Origin of the sequence: Streptomyces fulvoviolaceus, assembly GCF_000718165.1 — a bacterium.
Taxonomy (GTDB): Bacteria; Actinomycetota; Actinomycetes; order Streptomycetales; family Streptomycetaceae; genus Streptomyces; species Streptomyces fulvoviolaceus.
Window position 1 is genome coordinate 78,064 of the sequence record NZ_JOEY01000002.1, and the last position, 21,295, is coordinate 99,358.

19 protein-coding genes are annotated in these 21,295 nt (G+C 70.6%); 9 read left to right on the forward strand and 10 right to left on the reverse strand.

Translation table 11 applies throughout. The features are described 5' to 3' along the window. Positions 1 to 48 precede the first annotated feature (48 nt). Positions 49 to 1,077: a GlxA family transcriptional regulator gene (locus IG08_RS0102205; RefSeq protein ID WP_030595476.1), complete on the forward strand. Its 1,029-nt coding sequence runs from the start codon at positions 49 to 51 to the stop codon at positions 1,075 to 1,077. Here the strand turns inward: IG08_RS0102205 and IG08_RS0102210 are convergent. The 4 genes from IG08_RS0102210 to IG08_RS0102225 form a co-directional block, all read right to left on the reverse strand. Then, positions 976 to 2,247 carry an MFS transporter gene (locus IG08_RS0102210; RefSeq protein WP_043452990.1) on the reverse strand — a complete coding sequence of 424 codons (1,272 nt, stop codon included), beginning with the start codon at positions 2,245 to 2,247 and terminating at the stop codon, positions 976 to 978. The two genes, IG08_RS0102205 and IG08_RS0102210, sit on opposite strands and share 102 nt — an antisense overlap. A 76-nt stretch (positions 2,248 to 2,323) precedes the next feature. Next, entirely contained in the window at positions 2,324 to 3,373 is a 1,050-nt protein-coding gene (locus IG08_RS0102215) for a Zn-dependent alcohol dehydrogenase (RefSeq protein ID WP_030595481.1), read from the reverse strand. Further along, entirely contained in the window at positions 3,373 to 4,521 is a 1,149-nt protein-coding gene (locus IG08_RS0102220) for an acyl-CoA dehydrogenase family protein (RefSeq protein WP_030595484.1), read from the reverse strand. Before IG08_RS0102220 ends, IG08_RS0102215 begins: the two co-directional genes overlap by 1 nt. Positions 4,522 to 4,655: 134 nt before the next feature. Next, positions 4,656 to 5,561 (reverse strand): SDR family oxidoreductase, encoded by a 906-nt coding sequence (locus IG08_RS0102225; protein ID WP_030595486.1) that lies wholly within the window; start codon positions 5,559 to 5,561, stop codon positions 4,656 to 4,658. Positions 5,562 to 5,644: 83 nt separating this feature from the next. Between IG08_RS0102225 and IG08_RS0102230 the strand changes: the two genes are divergently transcribed. Beyond that, positions 5,645 to 6,571: a cyclase family protein gene (locus IG08_RS0102230; protein WP_030595488.1), complete on the forward strand. Its 927-nt coding sequence runs from the start codon at positions 5,645 to 5,647 to the stop codon at positions 6,569 to 6,571. A gap of 361 nt (positions 6,572 to 6,932) precedes the next feature. Here the strand turns inward: IG08_RS0102230 and IG08_RS0102235 are convergent, their stop codons facing one another. The 3 genes from IG08_RS0102235 to IG08_RS0102245 form a co-directional block, all read right to left on the reverse strand. Continuing rightward, positions 6,933 to 7,394 (reverse strand): ATP-binding protein, encoded by a 462-nt coding sequence (locus IG08_RS0102235; protein WP_030595490.1) that lies wholly within the window; start codon positions 7,392 to 7,394, stop codon positions 6,933 to 6,935. A gap of 507 nt (positions 7,395 to 7,901) precedes the next feature. Then, positions 7,902 to 8,774, reverse strand: coding sequence for an acyl-CoA dehydrogenase family protein (locus tag IG08_RS0102240; protein WP_030595492.1), 873 nt, complete (start codon positions 8,772 to 8,774; stop codon positions 7,902 to 7,904). A 7-nt stretch (positions 8,775 to 8,781) separates the two neighbouring features. Further along, complete coding sequence (locus IG08_RS0102245) at positions 8,782 to 9,936, reverse strand: acyl-CoA dehydrogenase (RefSeq protein WP_030595493.1); 1,155 nt, start codon at positions 9,934 to 9,936, stop codon at positions 8,782 to 8,784. Between the two features lie 147 nt (positions 9,937 to 10,083). Between IG08_RS0102245 and IG08_RS0102250 the strand changes: the two genes are divergently transcribed. Beyond that, positions 10,084 to 11,616 (forward strand): class I adenylate-forming enzyme family protein, encoded by a 1,533-nt coding sequence (locus IG08_RS0102250; protein ID WP_030595495.1) that lies wholly within the window; start codon positions 10,084 to 10,086, stop codon positions 11,614 to 11,616. A 127-nt stretch (positions 11,617 to 11,743) separates the two neighbouring features. On the opposite strand, the gene tnpA is transcribed toward IG08_RS0102250, so the two are convergent. Further along, on the reverse strand, positions 11,744 to 12,160 hold the full coding sequence (gene tnpA, locus IG08_RS0102255; RefSeq protein ID WP_030595497.1) for an IS200/IS605 family transposase: 417 nt from the start codon (positions 12,158 to 12,160) through the stop codon (positions 11,744 to 11,746). Between the two features lie 25 nt (positions 12,161 to 12,185). Between tnpA and IG08_RS0102260 the strand changes: the two genes are divergently transcribed. Continuing rightward, positions 12,186 to 13,409, forward strand: coding sequence for an RNA-guided endonuclease InsQ/TnpB family protein (locus IG08_RS0102260; protein ID WP_030595499.1), 1,224 nt, complete (start codon positions 12,186 to 12,188; stop codon positions 13,407 to 13,409). 56 nt (positions 13,410 to 13,465) lie between these two features. On the opposite strand, the gene IG08_RS0102265 is transcribed toward IG08_RS0102260, so the two are convergent. Next, positions 13,466 to 13,978 (reverse strand): EF-hand domain-containing protein, encoded by a 513-nt coding sequence (locus IG08_RS0102265; RefSeq protein ID WP_030595501.1) that lies wholly within the window; start codon positions 13,976 to 13,978, stop codon positions 13,466 to 13,468. 205 nt (positions 13,979 to 14,183) lie between these two features. Here IG08_RS0102265 and IG08_RS0102270 point away from each other — a divergent pair, with 205 nt between their 5' ends. From IG08_RS0102270 to IG08_RS0102280, 3 genes are read left to right on the forward strand one after another with little or no spacing between them, the layout of a single operon-like run. After that, positions 14,184 to 14,513, forward strand: coding sequence for a CU044_2847 family protein (locus IG08_RS0102270; protein ID WP_030595503.1), 330 nt, complete (start codon positions 14,184 to 14,186; stop codon positions 14,511 to 14,513). After that, positions 14,510 to 15,343, forward strand: a complete 834-nt coding sequence (locus IG08_RS0102275; protein WP_052424452.1) for a trypsin-like peptidase domain-containing protein — start codon at positions 14,510 to 14,512, stop codon at positions 15,341 to 15,343. Before IG08_RS0102270 ends, IG08_RS0102275 begins: the two co-directional genes overlap by 4 nt. Continuing rightward, positions 15,336 to 18,521 (forward strand): hypothetical protein, encoded by a 3,186-nt coding sequence (locus tag IG08_RS0102280; RefSeq protein ID WP_234342791.1) that lies wholly within the window; start codon positions 15,336 to 15,338, stop codon positions 18,519 to 18,521. Before IG08_RS0102275 ends, IG08_RS0102280 begins: the two co-directional genes overlap by 8 nt. Before the next feature lie 26 nt (positions 18,522 to 18,547). Here the strand turns inward: IG08_RS0102280 and IG08_RS0102285 are convergent, their stop codons facing one another. Further along, positions 18,548 to 18,928, reverse strand: coding sequence for an STAS domain-containing protein (locus IG08_RS0102285; RefSeq protein WP_030595511.1), 381 nt, complete (start codon positions 18,926 to 18,928; stop codon positions 18,548 to 18,550). A 343-nt stretch (positions 18,929 to 19,271) separates the two neighbouring features. On the opposite strand from IG08_RS0102285, the gene IG08_RS0102290 reads away from it, so the two are divergent. Further along, positions 19,272 to 19,853 carry a sigma-70 family RNA polymerase sigma factor gene (locus IG08_RS0102290; protein WP_030595515.1) on the forward strand — a complete coding sequence of 194 codons (582 nt, stop codon included), beginning with the start codon at positions 19,272 to 19,274 and terminating at the stop codon, positions 19,851 to 19,853. After that, positions 19,850 to 21,277: a maleylpyruvate isomerase N-terminal domain-containing protein gene (locus IG08_RS0102295; protein ID WP_030595518.1), complete on the forward strand. Its 1,428-nt coding sequence runs from the start codon at positions 19,850 to 19,852 to the stop codon at positions 21,275 to 21,277. The genes IG08_RS0102290 and IG08_RS0102295 overlap by 4 nt, the downstream gene beginning before the upstream one ends. Positions 21,278 to 21,295 lie beyond the last annotated feature (18 nt).

Below are 21,295 nucleotides of genomic sequence, written 5' to 3' on the forward strand. Positions count from 1 at the left end.
TCACCGAGAACCACTGGCCCGGAGGACAGCATTAGCTAGGATCGGGCCATGGCCACCGAGCGAACCTTCCGTCCGCACCGCGTAGTCGTCCTCGCCCTGGACGGGCTGCTCCCCTTCGAACTGGGCATCCCGCACCGCATCTTCGGCCGCCCCAAGGACACCGAGAAGCGACACCTGTACGAGGTCGTGACCTGCTCGATCCGGCCGCCGGGTCCGGTCGAGACCGACGCGGACTTCGCCATCCAGGTCGAGCACGGCCCGGAGACGCTGGCCACCGCCGACACTGTGGTCGTCCCGGCGTTCTACGAGTCCGGACCGGTCCACGAAAAGGGCGTGCTCACCGCCGAACTGGCCGCCGCGCTAGCCCACATCCGCCCCGGCACCCGCCTCGCCTCGATCTGCAACGGCGTGTCCGTCCTGGCCGCCGCCGGCTTCCTCGACGGCCGCCCCGCCACCACGCACTGGGCCGACGCCGAGCGCCTCCAGCAGCTCTTCCCGAAGATCAGGGTCGACCCGGACGTCCTGTTCATCGACGACGGGGACGTGCTGACCTCCGCGGGCGTCGCGGCCGGGATCGACCTGTGCCTGCACATCGTGCGCCGCGACCACGGCACGGCGGTCGCCAACGAGGTGGCCCGCCGCACCGTCGTACCGCCCCATCGCGACGGCGGTCAGGCGCAGTACATCCACCGGCCGGTGCCCGACCCGCAGCAGGCGACCACGACCTCGGCCCGCGCCTGGGCGCTGGGCCGTCTGCACGAGCCGATCCAGCTGCGCGACATGGCCGAGCAGGAGGCCATGTCCGTACGGACGTTCACGCGCCGCTTCCGCGAGGAGGTCGGTGTCAGCCCCGGCCAGTGGCTCACCCAGCAGCGGGTGGAACGGGCCCGGCACCTGCTGGAGTCCACCGACCTGTCCGTCGACCAGGTCGCCCGGGACGCCGGCTTCGGCACGGCCCAGTCGATGCGCCAGCACCTACAGACGGCACTCGGGGTCACGCCCACCGCGTATCGCCGCACCTTCCGGTCCGGGAACGGCGGAACCGGGGGCTACGACGAGGTCGGCGCCCCGCGCTGAACGCCCCGCGCGCCGGACCTCGCCCCACCAGCCGACCGCCGTCAGCACCAGGGTGAGGCCGACTCCGGCCAGGATGGCGTTGGACGGCGCCGTCACCTTGAGCAGACCGCCGGCGAGGGAGCCCGTGACCGCGTAGCCCACACCGGCGGCCGCGTACATGACGGAGTAGCCCGCGGCGAGGGCACTCGGCGGGAGGACCTCGCGCAGGGACAGGTTGCGGGTGATGAGCGCGCCCGACTGGACCAGGCCGCCCACGGCCAGCGCGGCCGCGATACCGGCCGTGTTCGGTATCAGCGCGGCGAGCGTCACGAAGACCGACAGGACACACATCAGCACGACACTGCGGGTGCGCAGCCGTCCCGGCCAGCTGCGCAGGCCGTAGAGGAACGCGCCGAGCCCCGCGCCCACCGCCAGCCCTGCCAGCAGCGGCCCGGACCAGCCGACGGCGATGCCGCGCTGTTCGAGGAGGGCGGGCAGGACGAGTTCGGCGAGGCCCAGCAGGCCGAGACTGGCCGCGCCCGTGACGTACACCGGCCAGGCGTCGGTCAGGAGCCGGAAGACCGACCCGCCCGCCCGCTCCCCGCCCAACGCGTCGTCCGTCGCCCAGCCGGCCGGCAGCAGCCACAGGCCCCCGACCGACGACGCCATCAGGGCGGCCGCCAGCAGCAGCGGGACATACGGTGCGACGCCGAGCGCCAGGCCGGCGACGGCGACCGGCGAGACGGCCCATATGCCCGAGTTCAGCATGGACTCGGTGGACAGCGCCTGCGCCACGGCCCGCTCGGGCACGAGCTCGGTGAGCAGCGAGCGCAGACCTCCGGTGGCCGCGGCCGGAGCGGCCCCGGCCAGGAACGCGAGCGCGGCGAGCACCACCGCGTGCGCGTCGGGAAACGCCCCGAGGCCCGCGAACCCGGCGGCTCCTACCGTGAGCCCTCCGGCCAGCTGGGGGCGGGCATGCTCGGGACGCAGCCGCATCCCGAGGACGGGAGCCCCGACGATCTCGCCGATCACATAGGCCGCCGCGATCGCCGCCCCCAACGCGTATCCACCCGGTCGCTCGCGCACCAGGAAGACCAGGGCCAGCGGGGCCATGGCCACGGGCATGCGGGCGCCGACGGAGGTGCAGGCCCAGACGAGGACCTGCTTGGAGGCGACGTCGCGGTAGGTCATGCGCTCGACGTTAGGGGGTGGCACTGACAACCCGACAACGGATTTCCCAGCCTGTGGATAACCGCCGGGCCGCCGCTCAGAACGTCAGCACGCCCCGCGCCACCCGTCCCGCCTCCGCATCCCCCACCGCCTTCTCGAAGTCCTCCACCGGGTACGTCTCGGTCACCAACTCGTCGAGGAACAACCGCCCTTGCCGGTAGAGCTCCGCGTACAGCGGGATGTCCCGCTGCGGCCGCGAGGACCCGTACCGGCAGCCGAGGATCGCCTTGTCCAGGAACATCGAGGAGACGAGGAAGGACGCCTCGGCGGTCGCCGACGGCACCCCGAGGAGGACCGCCTGGCCGTGCCGGTCCAGCAAATCGACGGCGGCCCGGATCAGTTCGACCCGCCCGACGCACTCGAAGGCGTGGTCCACCCCCGTGGGCAGCAGGTCCCGCACCCCTTCCGCGGAGGTCAGGAAGTCGGTCGCACCGAACTGTCGGGCCATCGCCTCCTTCGCCGGATTGGCATCGACCGCCACGATCCGCAGCGCCCCCGCGATCCGGGCGCCCTGGATGACGTTGAGCCCGATCCCGCCGGTGCCGATCACCAGCACACTGTCCCCACGGTCCACCCGGGCCCTGTTGAGCACGGCCCCCACCCCGGTCAGCACCCCGCACCCGATGAGCGCGGCGGAGGGCATGGGAATGTCCTTCGGGATCCGCACCGCCTGAACGGCCTTCACCACCGTCCGCTCCGCGAAGGCGGAGTTGGAGGCGAACTGGAACACGGGCCGCCCTCCGCGCACGAAGGGCCGGCCCGGCCGCCCGATCGCCTTCCGGCACATCGTCGGCCGCCCCCGGTCGCACTCCGCGCACGTACCGCAGTTGGCGAGCGTGGACAGGGCCACATGGTCACCGGGCGCGACATGGGTGACACCCGCGCCGACGGCCTCCACCACCCCGGCCCCCTCATGCCCCAACACCACGGGAACCGGAAAGGGGATGGTCCCGTCCACCACGGACAGGTCGCTGTGGCACAACCCGGCCGCCGAGATCGCGACCTGGACCTCACCGGGCCCCGGATCCCGCACCTCCAGATCATCGACGACCTGGACCTGCGTCCCGTCGAACAGCACGCCGCGCATCAGACGACCCCCTTGGGCTCCCTCGGCAGGCCGAGCACACGCTCGGCGATGATCGTGCGCTGGATCTGGTCCGAGCCGCCGTAGATCGTGTCGGCCCGGGAGAACAGGAACAGGTGTTGCAGTACGTCGAGTTCATACGGCGCCGAGGCCGCCCAGTCCGCCGGCCCTACGGCCGCCGCCGCGCCCCGCACCTCCATCGCCAGCTCCCCGAGCCGCTGATGCCAGCCGCCCCACAGCAGCTTGGCCACACTGGACGCCCCGGGACCGGCCGAACCCCCCAGCGTCCGCAGGGCGTTCCATCGCATGACCCTCAGCTCGGCCCACTGCCGCACAAGCCGGTCCCGTACGACGGGATCGCGCACCGCCCCGCTCTCCACGGCCGCCCGCACGACCCTCCCGAGCTCCTCCGCGAACCCGATCTGCTGGGCGAGCGTCGAGACGCCCCGCTCGAACCCGAGCAGACTCATCGCGACCTTCCACCCGCCGCCCTCGCTCCCGACGACGTGCTCCACACGCGCGCGTGCCCCGTCGAAGAACACCTCGTTGAACTCGCTCGTCCCCGTCATCTGCCGTATGGGCCGCACCTCGATACGCCCCGGCTGATCCATGGGAACGAGCAGAAAACTCAGCCCGTGATGGCGTCTGGACCCTTCTTCCGTCCTGGCCAGCACAAAGCACCAGTCCGCCTCATGGGCCAGCGAGGTCCAGATCTTCTGCCCCGTGATCCGGTAGTAAGCCCCTTCGCACACGGCCACCGTACGAATCCCTGCCAGATCCGACCCGGCACCGGGCTCGCTGTATCCCTGACACCAAAGTTCCTCCCCGGCGGCAATGGGCGGCAGAAAACGGTCCTTCTGCTCGGGAGTCCCGTGGGCGATGAGGGTAGGGGCAAGCAGGTTCTCCCCGATGTGCCCGGACCGCGGAGGCGCGGACGACCGGGCGTATTCCTCGGCCCAGGCAACCTGCTGGGTAAGGGAGGCGGTCCGATTCCCGTATCCCTCCTCCGACCATCCAAGCCCGATCCAGCCGCCTTTCCCGAGGGTGCGTTCCCAGGTACGCCGGTCCTGGTCGACGTCGACATGCGCATCAAGCCACGCCTTCACTTCCGCCCGAAACGCCTCGTCCTCGACGCTGAACCCAAACTCCACGGACCTCTCCTCCCAACACCGGACGAGTCCAACCCCCCAGGGGCGCGGGGCTGTGTCGATATGCGGCTCCGCCGCGTGGGCGCGACCAGCCACAACGCACCCGCAGCCGCCGAACAACCGCACCCCCCGAGCTATTACGCGTTAGGCCGATCCCCATCCCGCGCGGCCCGCTCCATCTCCCCCACCTGCGAAAGCATCGGCATCGGATCCACCCCCACAGACCCCGGCAGAAACTCCGCAATCGTTTCCGGCGTCCAACCGCCGGAGGCATACACGGCCCGCAACTCCCGAGGCTGAGCCCACACCGCGATCTTCGGCCCGGCAATCGTGTAAACCTGCCCGGTAATCCCCTGAGCCCGCTCGGACAGCAGGTAAACGACGAGCGCGGCCACGTCCTCCGGTTCACCGATCTCCGCCAGCGACACAGGAACATTCGCCGACATGCGCGTACGAGCAACCGGCGCCACCGCATTAGCGGTCACCCCGTACTTGTTCAGCCCCAGCGCAGCACTCCGCACCAGCGAGATGATCCCGCCCTTGGCCGCGCTGTAGTTGGCCTGCGAAACCGACCCCTGATGATTCCCGCTGGTGAACCCGATCAAGGTCCCCGCCCGTTGCTTCCGCATCACCGCGGACGCCGCCCGGAAAACGGTGAACGTGCCCTTGAGGTGGGTGGCGACCACCGCGTCCCACTCCTCCTCGGACATGTTGAACAGCATCCGCTCACGCAGGATCCCGGCCACGCACACGACCCCGTCGACACGGCCGTACGACGACACCGCCGCGTCCACGACCCGCTGTCCGCCCGCCATGGTGGAGATGTCGTCGGCGACGGCGACCGCCTCGCCACCGGCCGCCTCGATCTCCTTCACCACGGAGGAGGCGACCTCGCTCGCGGGGGAGGCACCGTCCATCGAGACGCCGTAGTCGTTGACGACGACCCGCGCCCCCTCGGCCGCCGCGCCCAACGCGACCGCCCGCCCGATCCCCCGCCCGGCACCGGTCACGGCGACGACCTTGCCTGCCAAGAAGTTCCCCATGCCGGCCCCTTCCCGCGGTTTCTGACGGACCGTTAGATTTTATGACCCGTCAGATGGACGGGCACAAGCCCCGGGGAGGACGGATGTCGCTACCGGCCGAGTTCCACGACATCGCCAAGCGCGTGAACAACTGGGGTCGTTGGGGCGCCGACGACGAGATCGGCACCCTGAACCTGATCACCGACGAGGTGGTACGGGAGGCCGCGAAGGAGATCCGCACCGGCCGTCGCGTCCCCCTCGCCCTCCCGCTGCGGCAGGACGGCGTCCAGACCGGCCTGATGCCGGGGCGGGTCAACCCGCTGCACACCATGGTCCAGATCAACCAGGAGATCTTCGGCCCGGGAACAGTCGCGTGCAGCGACGACGCCGTGACCATGGGGCTGCAGGCCGCCACCCACTGGGACGCACTCACCCATGTCTCGCACTCGGGCAAGCTGTACAACGGCCGCCCGGCGGACTCCATCACCCCGCACGCCGGCGCCGAGTTCAGCGGCATCGACAAGGCGCGGCACATCGTCTCGCGCGGGGTGCTGCTCGACGTGGCACGCGCGCGTGCCGTGGACCGGCTCGACGGCGGCCACGCCGTCACCCCGGAGGACCTGGAGGCCGCCGAGGAACTCGCGGGCACGCGCGTGCGCGCCGGCGACATCGTGCTCGTCAGGACGGGGCAGATCCAGGTCTATCTCGCCGGGAACAAGGAGGCGTACGGCTATCCGTCGCCGGGGCTGTCGATCCGCACGCCGGAGTGGTTCCACGCGCGCGATGTCGCGGCCGTGGCGAACGACACCCTCACGTTCGAGATCTTTCCGCCCGAGATCGAGGACCTGTGGCTGCCCGTGCATGCGCTCGACCTCGTGGAGATGGGGATGCTGCAAGGCCAGAACTGGAATCTCGAAAAGTTGTCCACAGCCTGTGGAGAAACCGGCCGCTACGCATTCCTGCTGTCGGCGATGCCCGAGCCGTTCGTGGGCGGAACCGGAACGCCCGTGGCGCCGGTGGCCGTTCTCTAGGTCGGCCGGCGGCGCGCCCTGCCCGCCCCGAGCACGGCACCGCGCGCCGCCAACCGACTCCGGCGCACCCGCCCCGACCCCTCTCAGCCCTGAGAGCCGACCGCCGAATCACGACCCACACTCGTCAAGGGCTCCCGTCACCGGAGCCCTCGTCGTCCCCTCACGGCGAATCGCTGACCACAAGCGTGATCAAACGGACAAGAGACGTCAACACCCGTTCGGGGATTTATTACTTATGTGCCATTTGCTACGGGCGCGCACAGAGGCATCCCCCGGCGCACCACATCATCACGAACAGGGATGACAGCGGTTTCTGCACCCATGCACCAGGGCTGACGGACCTTCCGATCCCGCGCGCCGGTCACACCGCCTCGAACGCCAGCCCCTCGTACGCCACGGCGCCGACCCTGTAGGTCTCCGCGCCCTCCCGGGACTGCGCACAGCGGTCCAGTTCGCACCAGATGCTCTTGCCCGCCCCCTCGGGGCTCCAGCCCCAGCGGTCCGCGAGGCCGTCGACGAGGGCGAGGCCCCGGCCGCCAGTCTCGTCGCCGTCCGCGCACCGCGGCACCGGGGCCCGGCCGCTGCGGTCGGCGACCTCGAGGCGGACGGTGGCGGACTCCTCCTCCGCGTCCGGCAGGGACAGCCGCAGGACGGCCGGACAGCCGGTGTGCACCACGGCGTTGGTGACCAGTTCGGACACGAGCAGGATCAGGATCTCGGCGAGCGGCTCGTCGGCCCCTATCCCGGAACCGGCGAGCCGCGAGCGGGCCCACCTCCGGGCTCGCCCCACCTCTGCGGGGTCGGGCCGGATCTCCAGCTGCACTTGAAGCACCTGCACCGCTCACACCATCCGAACCGGCGGGCACGTGGCCTCGCGCCTCACGAGGGCCACGATCGTAGCCATTTTTTGCATGGCCAGAACAATGGCCAAAGCCGGAGTCACAGAACGTGAATCCCTTACGAGACAGCATGGTTGACGTACAGTCACGCCAACAAGCGCTTCGGGCATATTCCAGCGCGAAGGAGTACCCGTGCGGCATACTGTGCGACGCTCGCTGTGGGAAGTCGAACAGGCGGGGGCATCAGGCCTTTCCGCCTCGCGAGCTGCGGCGCGCACCGCCGGATCCGGAGCCGCCCCGAAGGCAACACCGGCATGGCTCGTGCTCGGAACCACTCGCATCCCACAGAAGGTACCGGAGTGGGCCCCCGACTCCAGGACGTGACGGGTCACGCATAGGACACAACCCGATATCAACGCTCCGTAATTCCGGTATGCCACAATCCGCGACATCCGTGAAGACGGATTCCGCGACGTCCCAGCCCAGCGCCCTCAGGCCACCAGATCGGCCGCGAGCAGCTCCTCACTCTCCGTGCTGCCACCGCCACGCTGCGCCCGCACCCACGCCCGCTTCAGATGCAGATGCACCTCGGACTCCCAGGTGAACCCCATGCCGCCGTGCACCTGGAGGCAGTCGCGGGCGCCGCGCTCGGCGGCCTCGTCGGCCAGCAGCCGGGCCGCGGCGATGTCCACCGGGTCGGCGGTGACGGCGGCCGCGTAGACCGCGGCCCGGGCCACCTCGGCCCGCACCAGCATCTGCGCGCACAGGTGCTTGACCGCCTGGAAGGCCCCGATCGGCTGCCCGAACTGCTCACGCGTCCGGGCGTGTTGCACGGCCAGCTCGCACGCGCGCGTGGCCGTGCCGAGCTGTTCGGCGGCGGTGAGGAGAGAGGCGACGGGGTCCGCGGGGGCCGGCGCCGCCACCCGGTGCAGCGGCGTCAGCGGATCCACCGACCGCAGCGGTACGGCCCCGGCGGCGGCCCCCGCCTCTCCGTGGACGACGTCCGCCTCCGCCAGCCACTCCACGAGCCGCCCGTCCACGGCCGTCACGACCGCCTCCCCGCCGGCCGCTCCCGGGACCACTCCCGCCGCGAGATGCGTGGCCACCAAGGGTCCCGGCAGCAGGGCCCGTCCGGCCTCCTCGAAGGCCAACACCGCTTCGGGCAGCCCGAGTCCGACCCCGCCGTCCGCCTCCGGCAGCCGCAACGCGAAGAACCCGACATCGCCGAGCTCCCGCCACAGCGCCCGGTCCAGTCCGGGCGCGTCGACCGCCGCCCGCAGCGCCGCACCGCCGAAGCGACGCGTCAGAAGCCCTCGTAAGACGTCCCGCAACGCCCGCTGGTCCGCCGTCAGTTGGAAGCGCATCGGGAGGTCACCGCCCCTTCGGAAGGCCGAGGATCCGCTCGGCCACGATGTTCCGCTGGATCTGCGAAGTGCCGGCGGCGATGGTGTACGACAGCGAGGACAGCCGGTCGAGCACCCACGGACGGTCCAGGTCGAGGGACTCCGGGCCGAGGACGTCGGCCGCGGCGTCGTAGAGCTCCTGCCGCGCATGCGAGTAGCTCAGTTTGAAAACCGAACCCCCTACGCCGGGTACGCCGCCGCCCGTCTCCGCCTCGCTGACGTTCCACTGCGTCAACCGCCACAGCGCACGGAACTCGGCGTTCAGCCGGCCCAGTCGTCGCCGGAGCGCCGGGTCGTCCCAGCGGCCGTTCCTCCGTGCCGTACGGGCGAGTTCACCGAGCACGCGCCGGCACGCCACCACCTCGCCCACGAAGGCCGTGCCGCGCTCGAAGGACAGCGTCACCATGGTCACGCGCCAGCCGTCGTTCTCGTCGCCCACCCGGTTGGCCACGGGCACCCGCACATCGTCGAGGAACACCTCGGCGAACTCGGCGGACCCGGCGAGGGTCCTGAGCGGCCGTACGGTGACGCCTGGCGCGTCCATGGGCAGGGCGAGCCAGGTGATGCCCCGGTGCTTCTGAGCAGAGGGATCCGTCCGCACCAACAGCTCGCACCAGTCGGCGACTTCGGCATGGGAGGTCCAGATCTTGGACCCACTCACCACGTACGCGTCGCCGTCCCTACGCGCGCGCGTGCGCAGTGCCGCGAGGTCGCTTCCGGCGTCCGGTTCGCTGAAGCCCTGGCACCAGACCTCCTCGCCGCGCAGGATCGGCGGCAGCCAGCGGGCCCGCTGCTCGGCGCTCCCCTCGGCCGCGATCGTCGGCCCGGCGTGCAGCAGGCCGACGAACCCCGCCCCCACATAGGGAGCGCCCGCGTTCTCGGTCTCCTCCAGGTAGATCAAGTGCTGGGTGGGCGTGGCCCCTTGGCCGCCCGCGTCGACGGGCCAGTGCAGGCCGGCGTACCCGGCGTCGTGGAGCATGCGCTGCCAGCCGAGGTCGTAGGACCTGCGGGCGGGCCAGTCGTCCGGGGACGGTTTCGGTGGCAGCGTGGGGAGCACCTTGGCCAGCCACTCCCGCAGCCGCGCGCGGAACTCCTCCTCTTCCGGCGTGTACGCGAGATCCATGGCCCACACCCGTATCTTCCGTATCTGATGATCCGTCAGATGCCGTTCTGTGGCGAGGCTAGCCCCACACCCCTGGACCGACAAGGCATCCCGCCCTACGCTCTGCCACGATCTGACTGACCGTCAGCTAAGTGGCAGGGGGCCGTCATGAACGACACCGCGCACGCCCTGAGTTCCTCCCGCACCCTCTGGGAACTGGTCGCCCGCCGTGCCGACCTCACCCCCGACCGCCCGGTCCTCCTCCAGGACGACCGCACCCTGACCTTCGGAGAACTACGCGCGCGTGCCGAGCGCGTGGCGGCCGGCCTGCACAGCATGGGCGTACGCCCCGGCACGGTCGTGGCCTGGCAGCTGCCCACCCGGATCGAGACGGCCCTGCTGTCCTTCGCCCTGGCCCGCCTGGGCGCCGTACAGACGCCGATCATTCCCTTCTACCGGGACCGCGAGGTCGGCTTCGCGCTCCGGGAGTCGAAGGCGGAGTTCTTCGCGATACCCGGCGAATGGCGCGGCTTCGACCACACGGAGATGGCGCGACGACTCGGCGCGAAGGGGGTCTTCGAGGCGTACGACGCGCTGCCCGAGGGCGATCCGGCCGTGCTTCCCGCCCCGCCCGCCGAGGGCACCTCGGTGCGCTGGATCTACTGGACCTCGGGCACCACCTCCGACCCCAAGGGCGTGCTGCACACGGACCGTTCGCTGATCGCGGGGGGCTCGTGCCTCGCGCACGCGCTGCGTCTGTCCGCCGACGACGTGGGCTCGATGGCGTTCCCGTACGCCCACATCGCCGGGCCCGACTACACGGTGATGCTGCTGCTGTACGGCTTCCCCGCGGTGATGTTCGAGCAGTTCGCGCTGCCGGACGCGCTGGAGGGGTACCGCAAGCACGGGGTGACGGTGGCGGGCGGGTCGACGGCCTTCTATTCGATGTTCCTGACGGAACAGCGCAAGCAGCCGGACTCCCCCGTGATCCCTTCCCTGCGGCTGCTCGCGGGCGGCGGGGCGCCCAAGCCGCCGGAGATCTACCACTCCGTCGTACGGGAGATGGGGGTGCAGCTCACTCACGGGTACGGCATGACCGAGGTGCCGATGATCACCATGGGTTCGCCGGACGACACCACGGAGAACCTGGCGACGACCGAAGGACGGCCGCCGGAGGGGATGGAGATACGGATCGTCGACGGGGAGGTGCGGTTGCGCGGGGAGGCCGTGTGCCAGGGGTATCTGGACGCGGCGCAGACCGCCGAGGCCTTCGACGGGGACGGGTTCCTGCGGACCGGTGACCTGGGGCAGCTGACCGGGAGCGGGCATCTGGTGCTCACCGGGCGGCTCAAGGACGTGATCATCCGCAAGGGCGAGAACATCTCGGCGAAGGAGATCGAGGACCTGCTGGCCGCGCATCCGGCGATCGGGGACGTGGCCGTGATCGGACTGCCGGACGCCGAGCGCGGGGAGCGGGTGTGCGCGGTGGTGGAACAGCCGCCGGGGGCCGAGAAGTTGACCTTGGACGCGATGACCTCGTATCTGCGCGCGGAAGGGCTGTCGACGCACAAGCTGCCGGAGCAGCTGGAGGTGGTGGACGCCCTTCCGCGGAACGAGACGCTGCGGAAGGTCCTCAAGTACAAGTTGCGCGAACGCTACCGGGATTCAATCGCAGTGCATCGGCCTTCAGGCCGATGGTGAGGCGAATCTGATGGTGGCGGCGCGGAGCGTCGCGGTTTCCTGTCCGGCGGAGCCGGACACTGCGTGGTCACCATGCACGGCGCGGAGCGCGGTGCGTGGTCGGGTCCCGGTGTAGCCGGGGTGGTGCTCATGTCGGCCGGTTCTGTTGCTCGATGTACTGCCTGACCGCGGAGAGCGGGGCGCCGCCCACAGTCCCGGCGAAGTAGGACCCCGACCACAGCTTGTTGGCCCGCCAGTAGTGGCGTACCAGATCGGGGAACTCCTGGCGCAAACGGCGGGAGGAGACGCCCTTGAGGGAGTTGACCAGCTTGGTGACGGCGACCTTGGGCGGGAAGTTCACGAGCAGATGCACGTGGTTGTCCGCGCCGTTGAACTCGACCAGCTCGCACTCGAAGTCCGCGCACACCGCCCGCATAATCTCCTCCATCCGCACCAGATGAACATCGCTGAACACCTCGTGCCAGAACTTGGTCACGAAGACCAAATGAACATGCATCACGAAAGTACAGTGCCGACCAGTTCTGATCTTCTGAATCTCAGCCATAACCCAAGTATGTATCGTGGCCGTCATGCAGCTCCGGTACAGCTTCCGCCTGTACCCGAACCCTGTGCAGCGCACCGCGTTAGCCCAGGCGTTCGGGTGTGCCCGCGTCGTGTTCAACGACGCGGTGCGCGCCCGTGAGGACGCAAGGGCGAAGGGCAAGCCGTTTCCGGAGGCCGGGGAGCTGTCGAAGAAGCTGATCACCGAGGCCAAGCGGAGCAAGGACCGGTCCTGGCTGGGCGAAGTCTCCGCCGTAGTCCTCCAGCAGTCCCTGCGCGACGCCGAGGCTGCCTACAAGAACTTTTTCGCCGCACTCAAGGGCACCCGCAAGGGGCCGAAACTGGGCCCGCCCCGCTTCAAGTCCCGCAAGGACAACCGGCAGTCGGTCCGGTTCACCGCCAACGCCCGCTGGAAGATCACCCCGAAGGGCCGGCTCGCCCTGCCGAAGATCGGCGAGGTGAGGGTGAAATGGTCCCGCTCGCTGCCCGCTGCGCCCTCCTCGGTCACGGTGATCAAGGATGCGGCCGGCCGGTACTTCGCCTCCTTCGTCATCGCCACCGACCCCGCCACCGACCTCACCACAGTGCCCGACACCGAGCAGAGGGTTGGTATCGACCTGGGCCTGACCCACTTCGCGGTCCTGTCCGACGGCACGAAGATCGGCTCCCCGCGGTTCCTACGCCGCGCGGAGAAAAAACTGAAGAAGGCCCAGCGGGAGCTGTCCCGCAAACAGAAGGGATCGAAGAACCGGGAGAAGGCCCGCCTGAAAGTCGCCCGCGCCCACGTGAGCGTGGCCGATGCCCGCCGCGAGTTCCACCACCAGCTCTCCACCAAGCTGATCCGCGAGAACCAAGCGATCGGCGTGGAGAACCTGGCGGTCAACGGGCTCGCGCGCACCCGGCTGGCCAAATCCGTGCACGACGCCGGATGGTCCTCCTTCGTGAACATGCTGGAGTACAAGGCGGCACGTTACGGCCGCACTCTCGTGAAGATCGGCCGATTCGAGCCGACCTCCCAGACCTGCTCCGCCTGCGGCCACCGGGACGGCCCTAAACCTCTCCACATCCGCACCTGGACCTGCCCCGCCTGCCAGACGGTCCACGACCGGGACACCAATGCCGCGATCAACGTGAAAACGGCCGCCGGACTGGCGGTTACAGCCTGTGGAGTGCAGGTAAGACCGGAACTTGTTCCGGCCCAGCGCAGAGAAACAGGAAGCCACGGATTCCCGCTCGAACCCTGTGCCACGTAGCGGCACAGCAACGAACGGGAAGGCCAGAATCCTCGGGGTTCACCCCGAGGAGCAAGTCAATCGGGGACGGTGAAGTAGCGGGCGAAGGCCGGCACGATCTCGGCTTCTCCCACCTTGCCGTCGCCGTCGGCGTCGAGTGCGGCGGCAGCGGCCTGCGCGATGTCCTCGCCCACGCCCAGAATCCTGAGGACACGCGCGGTGTCGGCGACGGTGGCCGCTCCGTCGCCGTCCTGGTCGGCGACGTCAAGGGCCGCGTGCAGGAAGGGGCGGGCGATCTCGGCGAACCGGTCGGGGGTGTCCCGCAGACGCTTGACCGCGCCGTTCACGAACTCGTCCCGGGTGATCCGCTGGTCGCCGTCCCGGTCCGCTATCCCGGCCATGCCCTGCCAGAACGCCTCCGCGCCCAGGTATAGCGCCTGTCCCTTGTCGGACCGGGCCGGCGTGCCGAACTCCGCGAGCAGGGCTTTGGCCGCCACGTTGAAGTCCTCGCGGTCGATGTAGCCGTTGCCGTCCTGGTCGAAGGTGGCGAACCGGGCGGCGATCCTGCGCTCGTACTCGCTGCTGACCATCTCTTTCGGGCCGCCTCACGTCATCTCGGGGTGCGTCTGGCACGGAGCGTACGACGCGGGGGCCTCTCCGGGCGCGGGAAAGCGGCGCTTGTGCCAAGACCGGGGGAATTTTGGGACAACGGTGTGGTCTAGTGACAGCCCCCTCCTTCAGGCGGCCCTTCGGGTCTACGCTGCCATGCAACGGGGACGACTCAGGGGGGCGGGCATGCCCGATCAGGACGCTCCCGCGCTCGTGCGCATCGAGACTGTGGAGACCGATGCGCGCGGTACGCACCAGATCAGCAGCAGAACGCGGCGTTCGGCCCCGCTGGCCGAGCGTTCCGAAGAAGTGCAGGAAGCCATCCGGCAGGCGACGGTCCTCGCCCAGGAGTCCCTGGCCCAGGTGCCCGAGCGGCACGGCTGGGCGGTCAGCAGTGTGGCGGTCACCTTCGGCCTGACACTCTCGGCCGAGGCCGGGGTCATCCTGTCGAAGGCGTCAGCGGAGGCATCCCTCGAGGTGACGCTCACAGTAGAACGGACCGACGGTGCGCCATGAGCAGGGGCGCGTACGACGAGTTCTGGGTGCGGATCTGCCAGGGCGGACCGCCTCTGGGCGCCGGGCTCCTGGTGACGCGGAGCTTCGTCCTCACCGCCCTGCACGTGCTGGGGGACATGGCGTCCGATGACGTACGCCTGGATCTTTACCTGCCGGACGGCCGGCGGCTACCAGGTCGGCTGTGCGACAAGGTCGAGGAGGCGGATCTCGCGCTGATCGCGGTCCTCGACGCCCACACGTACGACCTGCCGGCCGCGCCGCACACCAACCGTCCCCGGCCTGCTGTCGCCTGGCACGGCACCTACCGGCCGCCGGACACCAAGTCCTCGCTGAGCGGGGAGGTCACGCACGCGCCGATCACTCATCCCAGCGACCGGCACGGCACGTTCACGGGGCTACAACTGACCGTCACCCAGTTGCTGCACGAGTTCGCGGGCTACTCGGGCAGCCCGGTGCACGAGGGCCGCTACGGGGCCGACCCCAGTGAGCGGCCCGTCGTGGGCATCCTCATGGAGCAGGAGCTCAGTCGGGCGGACGGCAGCCATGATACGAACGTGGTGTACGCGGCATCCGTGCTGGACGCCGTTGAGCGTTTCCCGTATTTCGACGTCGGCCATCTGAGCGACGTGGTGGCGGGGAAACCGATGGTGCCGCCGCGCCCCCCGGACGAGCCCCGCCGGGCCCCCGAAGGCGCCGATGTCAAGGGCTACTTGAAGCGGATCAAGCAGTTGCTGGAGGACGATCTCATCACGCCGCGCGAGGCCGCGAAGCGCCGAGAGCGGGCCATGCGCACACTGGACGAGATGTTGGGCGGGCCTTCGGGTGACTGAGCACACCGGGCCAGCGTGGGAGCAGCGGATCGACTCCGCCGAGCGGGCCGTGCGCGGTGAGCCCGGCTCGCTGGACGCGCTGCGCGCCCTCCTCACCGGCTTGCCCGACGACCCTGAACTCCTCAACACCCCTGAGGACGCAAAGGACTTCGCGTATCTCGTCGCACTGGCGCGCGAGCTGGCCGAGGATGTCGACACGACACTGGAGGTGGCCGAAGCCTGGATCGAGTCGGAGCGCGTCCCCCTGCCCTATCGGTGCGTGGTGCACAACCGGCTCGCCGCCGCCCTCATCGACGCTGGAGGCGCCCACCTCGACATGGCGCTGACCGCGCTCGAATCGGCGCTGGACTCGGCAGGCACCGCTATCGAGAGGGCGCACACGTACGCGCGCCTCGCCCTGTGCGCCGCCGAACAGGGCAAGTGGCCCGTTGCGGAGTCCCACGCCCGGAAAGGGCGGGACCTGAGCCGCTCGGTACCGGAATCCGGACCGCGCCTCGACCTGCTCCTGCGCACGACGTCCGTCCTCTTCCTGGCGGCGCGCCGGGCCGGGGACGACGACCGCGTCCGGCGTCTCGCACGCGACCTCGAAGAGCTGGGCTTGCAGCAGATCGACCGCTACGGAAGCGCTCATCCCCGGGCTCTGGAGGCCCTGGTCGCCATGGCCTCGGCCAAGCACGAAACCGCCGTGCTGGACGGCGACTTGACGAGCATGGAGCGGCTCACCGACGTGCTCGCGGTGGCGGCCCAGCGGTCGTCGACCACGCTGGGGATGCGGCATCCGCAGGCCAAGGCAGTACGTACCGCGCTCACTCGCGCCCACGAGACGACCAGTCGGACGCGCGCCGACCTGAGCACCACCGCGACCGAGCCCGGCGTCCACGACCGCCTCGTCCTGGAACTACTCGTGCACGGCATCGACGACGCCAGCCCCGCGCGAATGCTGAACGACCCGCACGTCGTCCAGGTCGGCGGCGACGACATCGCGGGCCTGCACCGCAGGGCCGCCGACGTGGACGCGGAGCAGCGGCCGGAGGACTACCGGGACCGCCCGGTGTGCGAGGCGTACCGCTGGCCGCGCCTCTCGCCGGGCAACCCGGGCCGCTTGCTGTGGTTCCTCCTGCTGCCCTTCATGGTCGTGAACCTCGCCCACTGGATGCGCCCGCCTGCCCGCGGCCACCAGCGCCTGGTCCGCCTGCACGGGCTGCTGGTCCGGCTCACGGCGCTCAGCCTGACAGTGGCAATGGTGGTGGGAGCCTGCATGCTCTCCATGGATTTGGTCGCCTGGCAGTGCGCGGGCAGCCCCGCCTGCGCCGACGGGCAGCGGTTCTGGCTGGGTTTCATGGCGGTGGACTCCAGCAGTGGGGGAAGCAGGCCCGGTCTTCGGCTCGCCATCGGTGCGTTGCCACCGTGCCTGCTCATCGCCGTCCTGTGGCGGATCTCCCGGAACAGCGCGAACCCGTTCGAGTCCGCGATGCCGCTTCCCCGGACCCATACGTCGGAACCGGACGACGAGGCGTACGAGCCGACCCAGTCGGCCCTCACCCGGCCCGGGTTCTGGTACGGGCGGCGCCTGCTGGCCCGGTTGCATGCGATGCACACGGCGGCCGGGCTGCTCGTCGTCGCCGCGCTGCTGGTCGCCGCACCGGCGCGGTTCGACAGAGAGCCCGGCGGATCGGCCGCCCTGTGCACGGTGGGCTTGATCCTCAGCGTCCTGACCGCCACAGGCTTCCTGATCACGGTGGCGGCGGTCTGCCGCAGGGGCCGCAGCGAGAGACGGCTCCGTAGGGACCTCGACCGGGACGTCGTGCGGGCCCTGCCCGCCATCTCGGTCGCGCTGGTCGTGCTGGGCCTCTACTACACGGCGTGGCCCCGGCCCGGCTGGCGGTCAACGGGACGCCTGCCGCTCAGTGAGACCGTCTACTCCCTGGGACCGGTGGTTCAGGGCTTGATCGTGGTGGCACTGGCCCTGGTCGGCCGACAGCTGCATCGCAGCATGCCAGGGACCCGTATCCTGTTGCGCGGTCTCGCGCCCGCGGCCGCCGTGATGTTGGCGTGCGCTCTGTACAGCATGGCGATCGCGGGTGCCGTCCAGGGACTCGCGGACTGGCTTGGACGGTACCGAGAGGTCGGCGGGGTGGACAGCCCGATCACTGGCCCACCCCCGCTGGTCACCTGGCAGATGTCCGCCATCCCCGTACTACTGCTACTGGTGGCGTATCAGGCGCAATTCGTCGGCCTCCAACTCCAGCGGCGGAGAAGGAAGTTACGCACCGTCGTAACGTCCGAATACCCGGACGAACACCCGGACCTCCGGCGTGTGGAGCGCATCGTGGCAGCCCGTGCGCGCGCCCAGGTCACCGACCTCCTCCCGGTACTGATGGGCAGCGCAGCCATGGCCGTCCTTCTGCTGAACCTGGGCACGCTGATCGGCGCTGCCACCACGGGCGGCTCCCCCGGCCAGGCCACAGCGTCGGCGGCGGCCCCGGCATGGCAACTTGTCGATACCGTGCAGAACTTCGGGTCCTGGCTGATCGCCGCCTCCGCTCTGTTCTTCCTCAATTCCAGCCGCAAGGCCTCTCGTGACACGCCTTCGCGCGGACTGATCGGAATCGTCTGGGAGTTGGGCACATTCCTGCCCCGGGCCGCCCACCCCTTCTCTCGGCTCTGCTCCTCAGAGCGGACCGTCCCCGATCTCGCCTGGCGAATGGCGTCCTGGCTGGCGGAGCCCGGCAGACGGATCCTGGTGTCGGCGCACTCGCAGGGCAGCATGCTCGCGGTCGCCGCGATCTGGCAGCTCGACCGCGCGGCGCGCCAGCGCGTTCACCTGCTCACCTACGGCTCACCGTTGGAGCGGCTGTACGGACGTCTGTTTCCGGCGTACTTCGGACCTGGCCAGCTGAGGGCCTTCCACGCCGACGTGGCGGGCTGGCGGAATCTGTGGCGAGCCACCGATCCCATCGGGGGCCCTGTGCGCGTCGACCAGGGCGTCGGCACCGAAGTGGACCGCGAGGTCAGAGATCCGCTCAGCCTCGGCCGCAGCCGGGAGCATCCCCTGCCCACCCCGGTCCGGGCGCACAGCGGCTATCAGGACGACCCGGACTTCGAGGAGGAGCGCATCCGGCTGCTGGAGCAGGGGGACGGGCGTCACGAACATCCCGGACCGGGTTCGAGCGGATGAAACGCCGCGATGCCTCGCTCGACAGGTCACGCCGACAGCGGCCCCGCCTCGTCCTCCGTTGCCGAGTCCAGGTCGGGATGGACGTCGAACAGCCGCCGCACCCCCAACGCCCCCAGCACCCGGTTGACGTGGGAGCCGTCGACCGCACCCTGCGCCGGAAGTATCAGACGCAGATGGCCATGGCAGGAGCGCATCAGCCGGCGGGAGGCGATGAGGACACCGACGCCGCTGGAGTCGCAGAAGAAGACCTCGGAGAGGTCGAGGACGAGGCTGTGGCCGCCTTCGGCCACCACGTCGTGCACCCGCTGGCGCAACACCGGCGAGGTCACCAGGTCCAGCTCGCCCGACACATGGAGCACAGCCCAATCGCCCTGCTCGCCGCCGGTCACATTGAACGCCACCACCATGCCCTTCGCTCGCCGGAAAGCAAACGGAAGCCGTCCTTTCGCTTCCTTGCAGCGCGGCTGCCCAGCGGCCGTTCCCTGAAACACGGCCCAAGAAACGGCAATCGATCGAAAGAGGCTTGTTTTAGTCGTCTTCGATCCTGTTCGATCAGGCCTGATCAGCAAATGAGCGGGTAGGGGAAGGTCCACTACCACCTGCGGCCCTTTCGGGGGCGCACATTGACACAAAGGGGCGTGCGCTGTCGGAGGTGCCGACTACATTCGAGGAGAAGGTGGGCGCAGGCTTGACCAGGCCGCGGAGGGCCCGCGAAAGCGCGAAAGGCACAGACAGGGGTGAGGGGGCCGCATGGCGAAGAAGGACGCACCGCCCCGCTGGGACCGCAAGATGCAGCAGCGGCTCGCACGCGGTGAGGCGGCCGCCCTCGGCGAGCTCTACGACCGCTTCGCTTCACTCGTGCACGGCCTGGCCCACCGCGTGCTCGGAGACGAGCGCGCCGCCGACGGCATCACCCGCGAGGTCTTCGCCCATGTCTGGGAGCACCCGGACGCCTACGACCCCAAGCAGGGCCCGCTGCGCTCCTGGGTCGCGACCCTGACGCACCGCCTCGCCGTGCAGCGGCTGCGCGCCACCGAGACCGCCGCGCTCACCCAGGGCGGCCAGGGCTCCACCGAGGACCTGGAGCGCAAGGTGCGCACCGCCTCGGTCGCCGCCCGCGCCGACTACATCGTCCAGTCCATGCCCGTACCGCTGCGCGCCGCCCTGGAGCTGGCCTACTTCCAGCGCCGCGACTACCGCCAGACCGCCGCCGACCTCGGCGTCACCGAGGACGAGGCCCGCCGCCGGCTCCGCCTGGGCCTGCAACTCCTGTCCACCGCCCACCAGGCCGCGGCACCCGGCGCCCCGCCCGGATACGGGGGTGCGGTGTGAACGACCCGAACCGCTTCGAGGCGTACGACGAACACGAGGACGGCGGGCACGGCGGCTCCGGCGACGCCGACCGGGAGGGCGAGCGCGGCCGGGACGGGCAGCAGTCGCCGTACGGCGGCGCCCCGGGCGCGGGCGCGCACGGATCCGGTGGCTCGGACGGCCCGGGCGGTCCCACGAACGGCAACGGCGGCCCGCACGATCAAGGTGCGGACCAGCCGCCCCGCATACCCCTGCCCCGCGCCTCCGTCGAGGACAACGGACGGCCGCTGCCCACTCTGGAGGGCCTGGGCGAGCCTCCCCCGCCGGCCCCGCTGGTCCTGGAGCACAACGTCCTGAAGGCGCTCCTGGGGGCATGGGCGCTGGCCGCCTGCTCCGCGGAGGAGACGGTGGCCGTGGAGGACCACCTCGGCGACTGCGGCTCCTGCGCCGACGAGGCCCTGCGGCTGCGTGAGGCGGTCGGCCTGCTGCAGCGCCCGGAGAGCCTCGACCTCGATCCCGGCCTGCGCACCCGCGTCCTGGAGGGCTGCCTCGACCGGCGCCCGCCGCGCATCCCGATGCCCGAGTGGGCCGCCCCGTACGACGCGGAGACGGCCCGCCTCGACGCCCTGCTGCAGGACTTCGGCGACGCCGAGTGGCACGCCCCGGTGCGGCTGCGCTGGTTCCAGGCCGACGAGGCGACGAGCCGCCGTACGACGGTCGCCGGGGTCATCGCCCACCTGCTGACGGTCGACGGCCTCGTCGCGGTCGCCCTGGGCCTCGACGACCCGCTGGGCGAGGTGTCCGCCGAGGCGCCCACGCCCGCCGCCCGCACCGAGGCGTACTGGCGCGCCTCGCACTACCCGCCCACCCGCTCCGTGCGGGCCCCCTGGCGGGAGCAGAGCCACGACCTCGTCCGCACGGTGTCCTTCACCGGCGGCGGCGCCGGCAAGCTGTCCGTCCCGTACGGCGACTTCGAACTCCCGCTGCACGACGCGATGCTGGACCGCGCGTTCGAGTGCTGGGTGCACGCGGAGGACATCGCCGAGGCGGTCGACTACCCGTACGTACCGCCCGCGCCCCGCCACCTGAACCGCATGATCGACCTCGCGGCCCGCATGCTCCCCGCTGTGCTGGCTGGGCGGCGACAGGAGGGGTTGGCCTCGCCCGCGCGTGGACGCCACCTCGTCCCGGCCGGCGAGCCGGGGCGCAGCCTGCGGCTGGAGATCGAGGGCCTGGGCGGGGGCGAGTGGCTGATCCCCCTCGACTCCCCCGGCGCGGTGGGCTCCGCCGAGCAGGAGGTGGCCCATGTCGCGCTGGACGGCGTGGAGTTCTGTCGCCTGGCGGCCGGCCACGTGTCTCCTGCGGAAGCGGCAGCGGGTCAGGTCGGTGACCGCGAGGCGATCAGGGACGTACTGTTCGCGGCGGCGAGCTTGAGCCGGATGTAAGGGTGAGATGCGGGTTCG

What these genes read in the sequence shown, in the direction of transcription:
- IG08_RS0102205 (WP_030595476.1), top strand. Translation starts at nt 49, where the DNA reads ATGGCCACCGAGCGAACCTTCCGTCCGCACCGCGTAGTCGTCCTCGCC.
- IG08_RS0102210 (WP_043452990.1), bottom strand. Translation starts at nt 2,247, where the DNA reads ATGACCTACCGCGACGTCGCCTCCAAGCAGGTCCTCGTCTGGGCCTGC.
- IG08_RS0102215 (WP_030595481.1), bottom strand. Translation starts at nt 3,373, where the DNA reads ATGCGCGGCGTGCTGTTCGACGGGACGCAGGTCCAGGTCGTCGATGAT.
- IG08_RS0102225 (WP_030595486.1), bottom strand. Translation starts at nt 5,561, where the DNA reads ATGGGGAACTTCTTGGCAGGCAAGGTCGTCGCCGTGACCGGTGCCGGG.
- IG08_RS0102230 (WP_030595488.1), top strand. Translation starts at nt 5,645, where the DNA reads ATGTCGCTACCGGCCGAGTTCCACGACATCGCCAAGCGCGTGAACAAC.
- IG08_RS0102240 (WP_030595492.1), bottom strand. Translation starts at nt 8,774, where the DNA reads ATGCGCTTCCAACTGACGGCGGACCAGCGGGCGTTGCGGGACGTCTTA.
- IG08_RS0102245 (WP_030595493.1), bottom strand. Translation starts at nt 9,936, where the DNA reads ATGGATCTCGCGTACACGCCGGAAGAGGAGGAGTTCCGCGCGCGGCTG.
- IG08_RS0102250 (WP_030595495.1), top strand. Translation starts at nt 10,084, where the DNA reads ATGAACGACACCGCGCACGCCCTGAGTTCCTCCCGCACCCTCTGGGAA.
- tnpA (WP_030595497.1), bottom strand. Translation starts at nt 12,160, where the DNA reads ATGGCTGAGATTCAGAAGATCAGAACTGGTCGGCACTGTACTTTCGTG.
- IG08_RS0102260 (WP_030595499.1), top strand. Translation starts at nt 12,186, where the DNA reads ATGCAGCTCCGGTACAGCTTCCGCCTGTACCCGAACCCTGTGCAGCGC.
- IG08_RS0102265 (WP_030595501.1), bottom strand. Translation starts at nt 13,978, where the DNA reads ATGGTCAGCAGCGAGTACGAGCGCAGGATCGCCGCCCGGTTCGCCACC.
- IG08_RS0102270 (WP_030595503.1), top strand. Translation starts at nt 14,184, where the DNA reads ATGCCCGATCAGGACGCTCCCGCGCTCGTGCGCATCGAGACTGTGGAG.
- IG08_RS0102275 (WP_052424452.1), top strand. Translation starts at nt 14,510, where the DNA reads ATGAGCAGGGGCGCGTACGACGAGTTCTGGGTGCGGATCTGCCAGGGC.
- IG08_RS0102285 (WP_030595511.1), bottom strand. Translation starts at nt 18,928, where the DNA reads ATGGTGGTGGCGTTCAATGTGACCGGCGGCGAGCAGGGCGATTGGGCT.
- IG08_RS0102290 (WP_030595515.1), top strand. Translation starts at nt 19,272, where the DNA reads ATGGCGAAGAAGGACGCACCGCCCCGCTGGGACCGCAAGATGCAGCAG.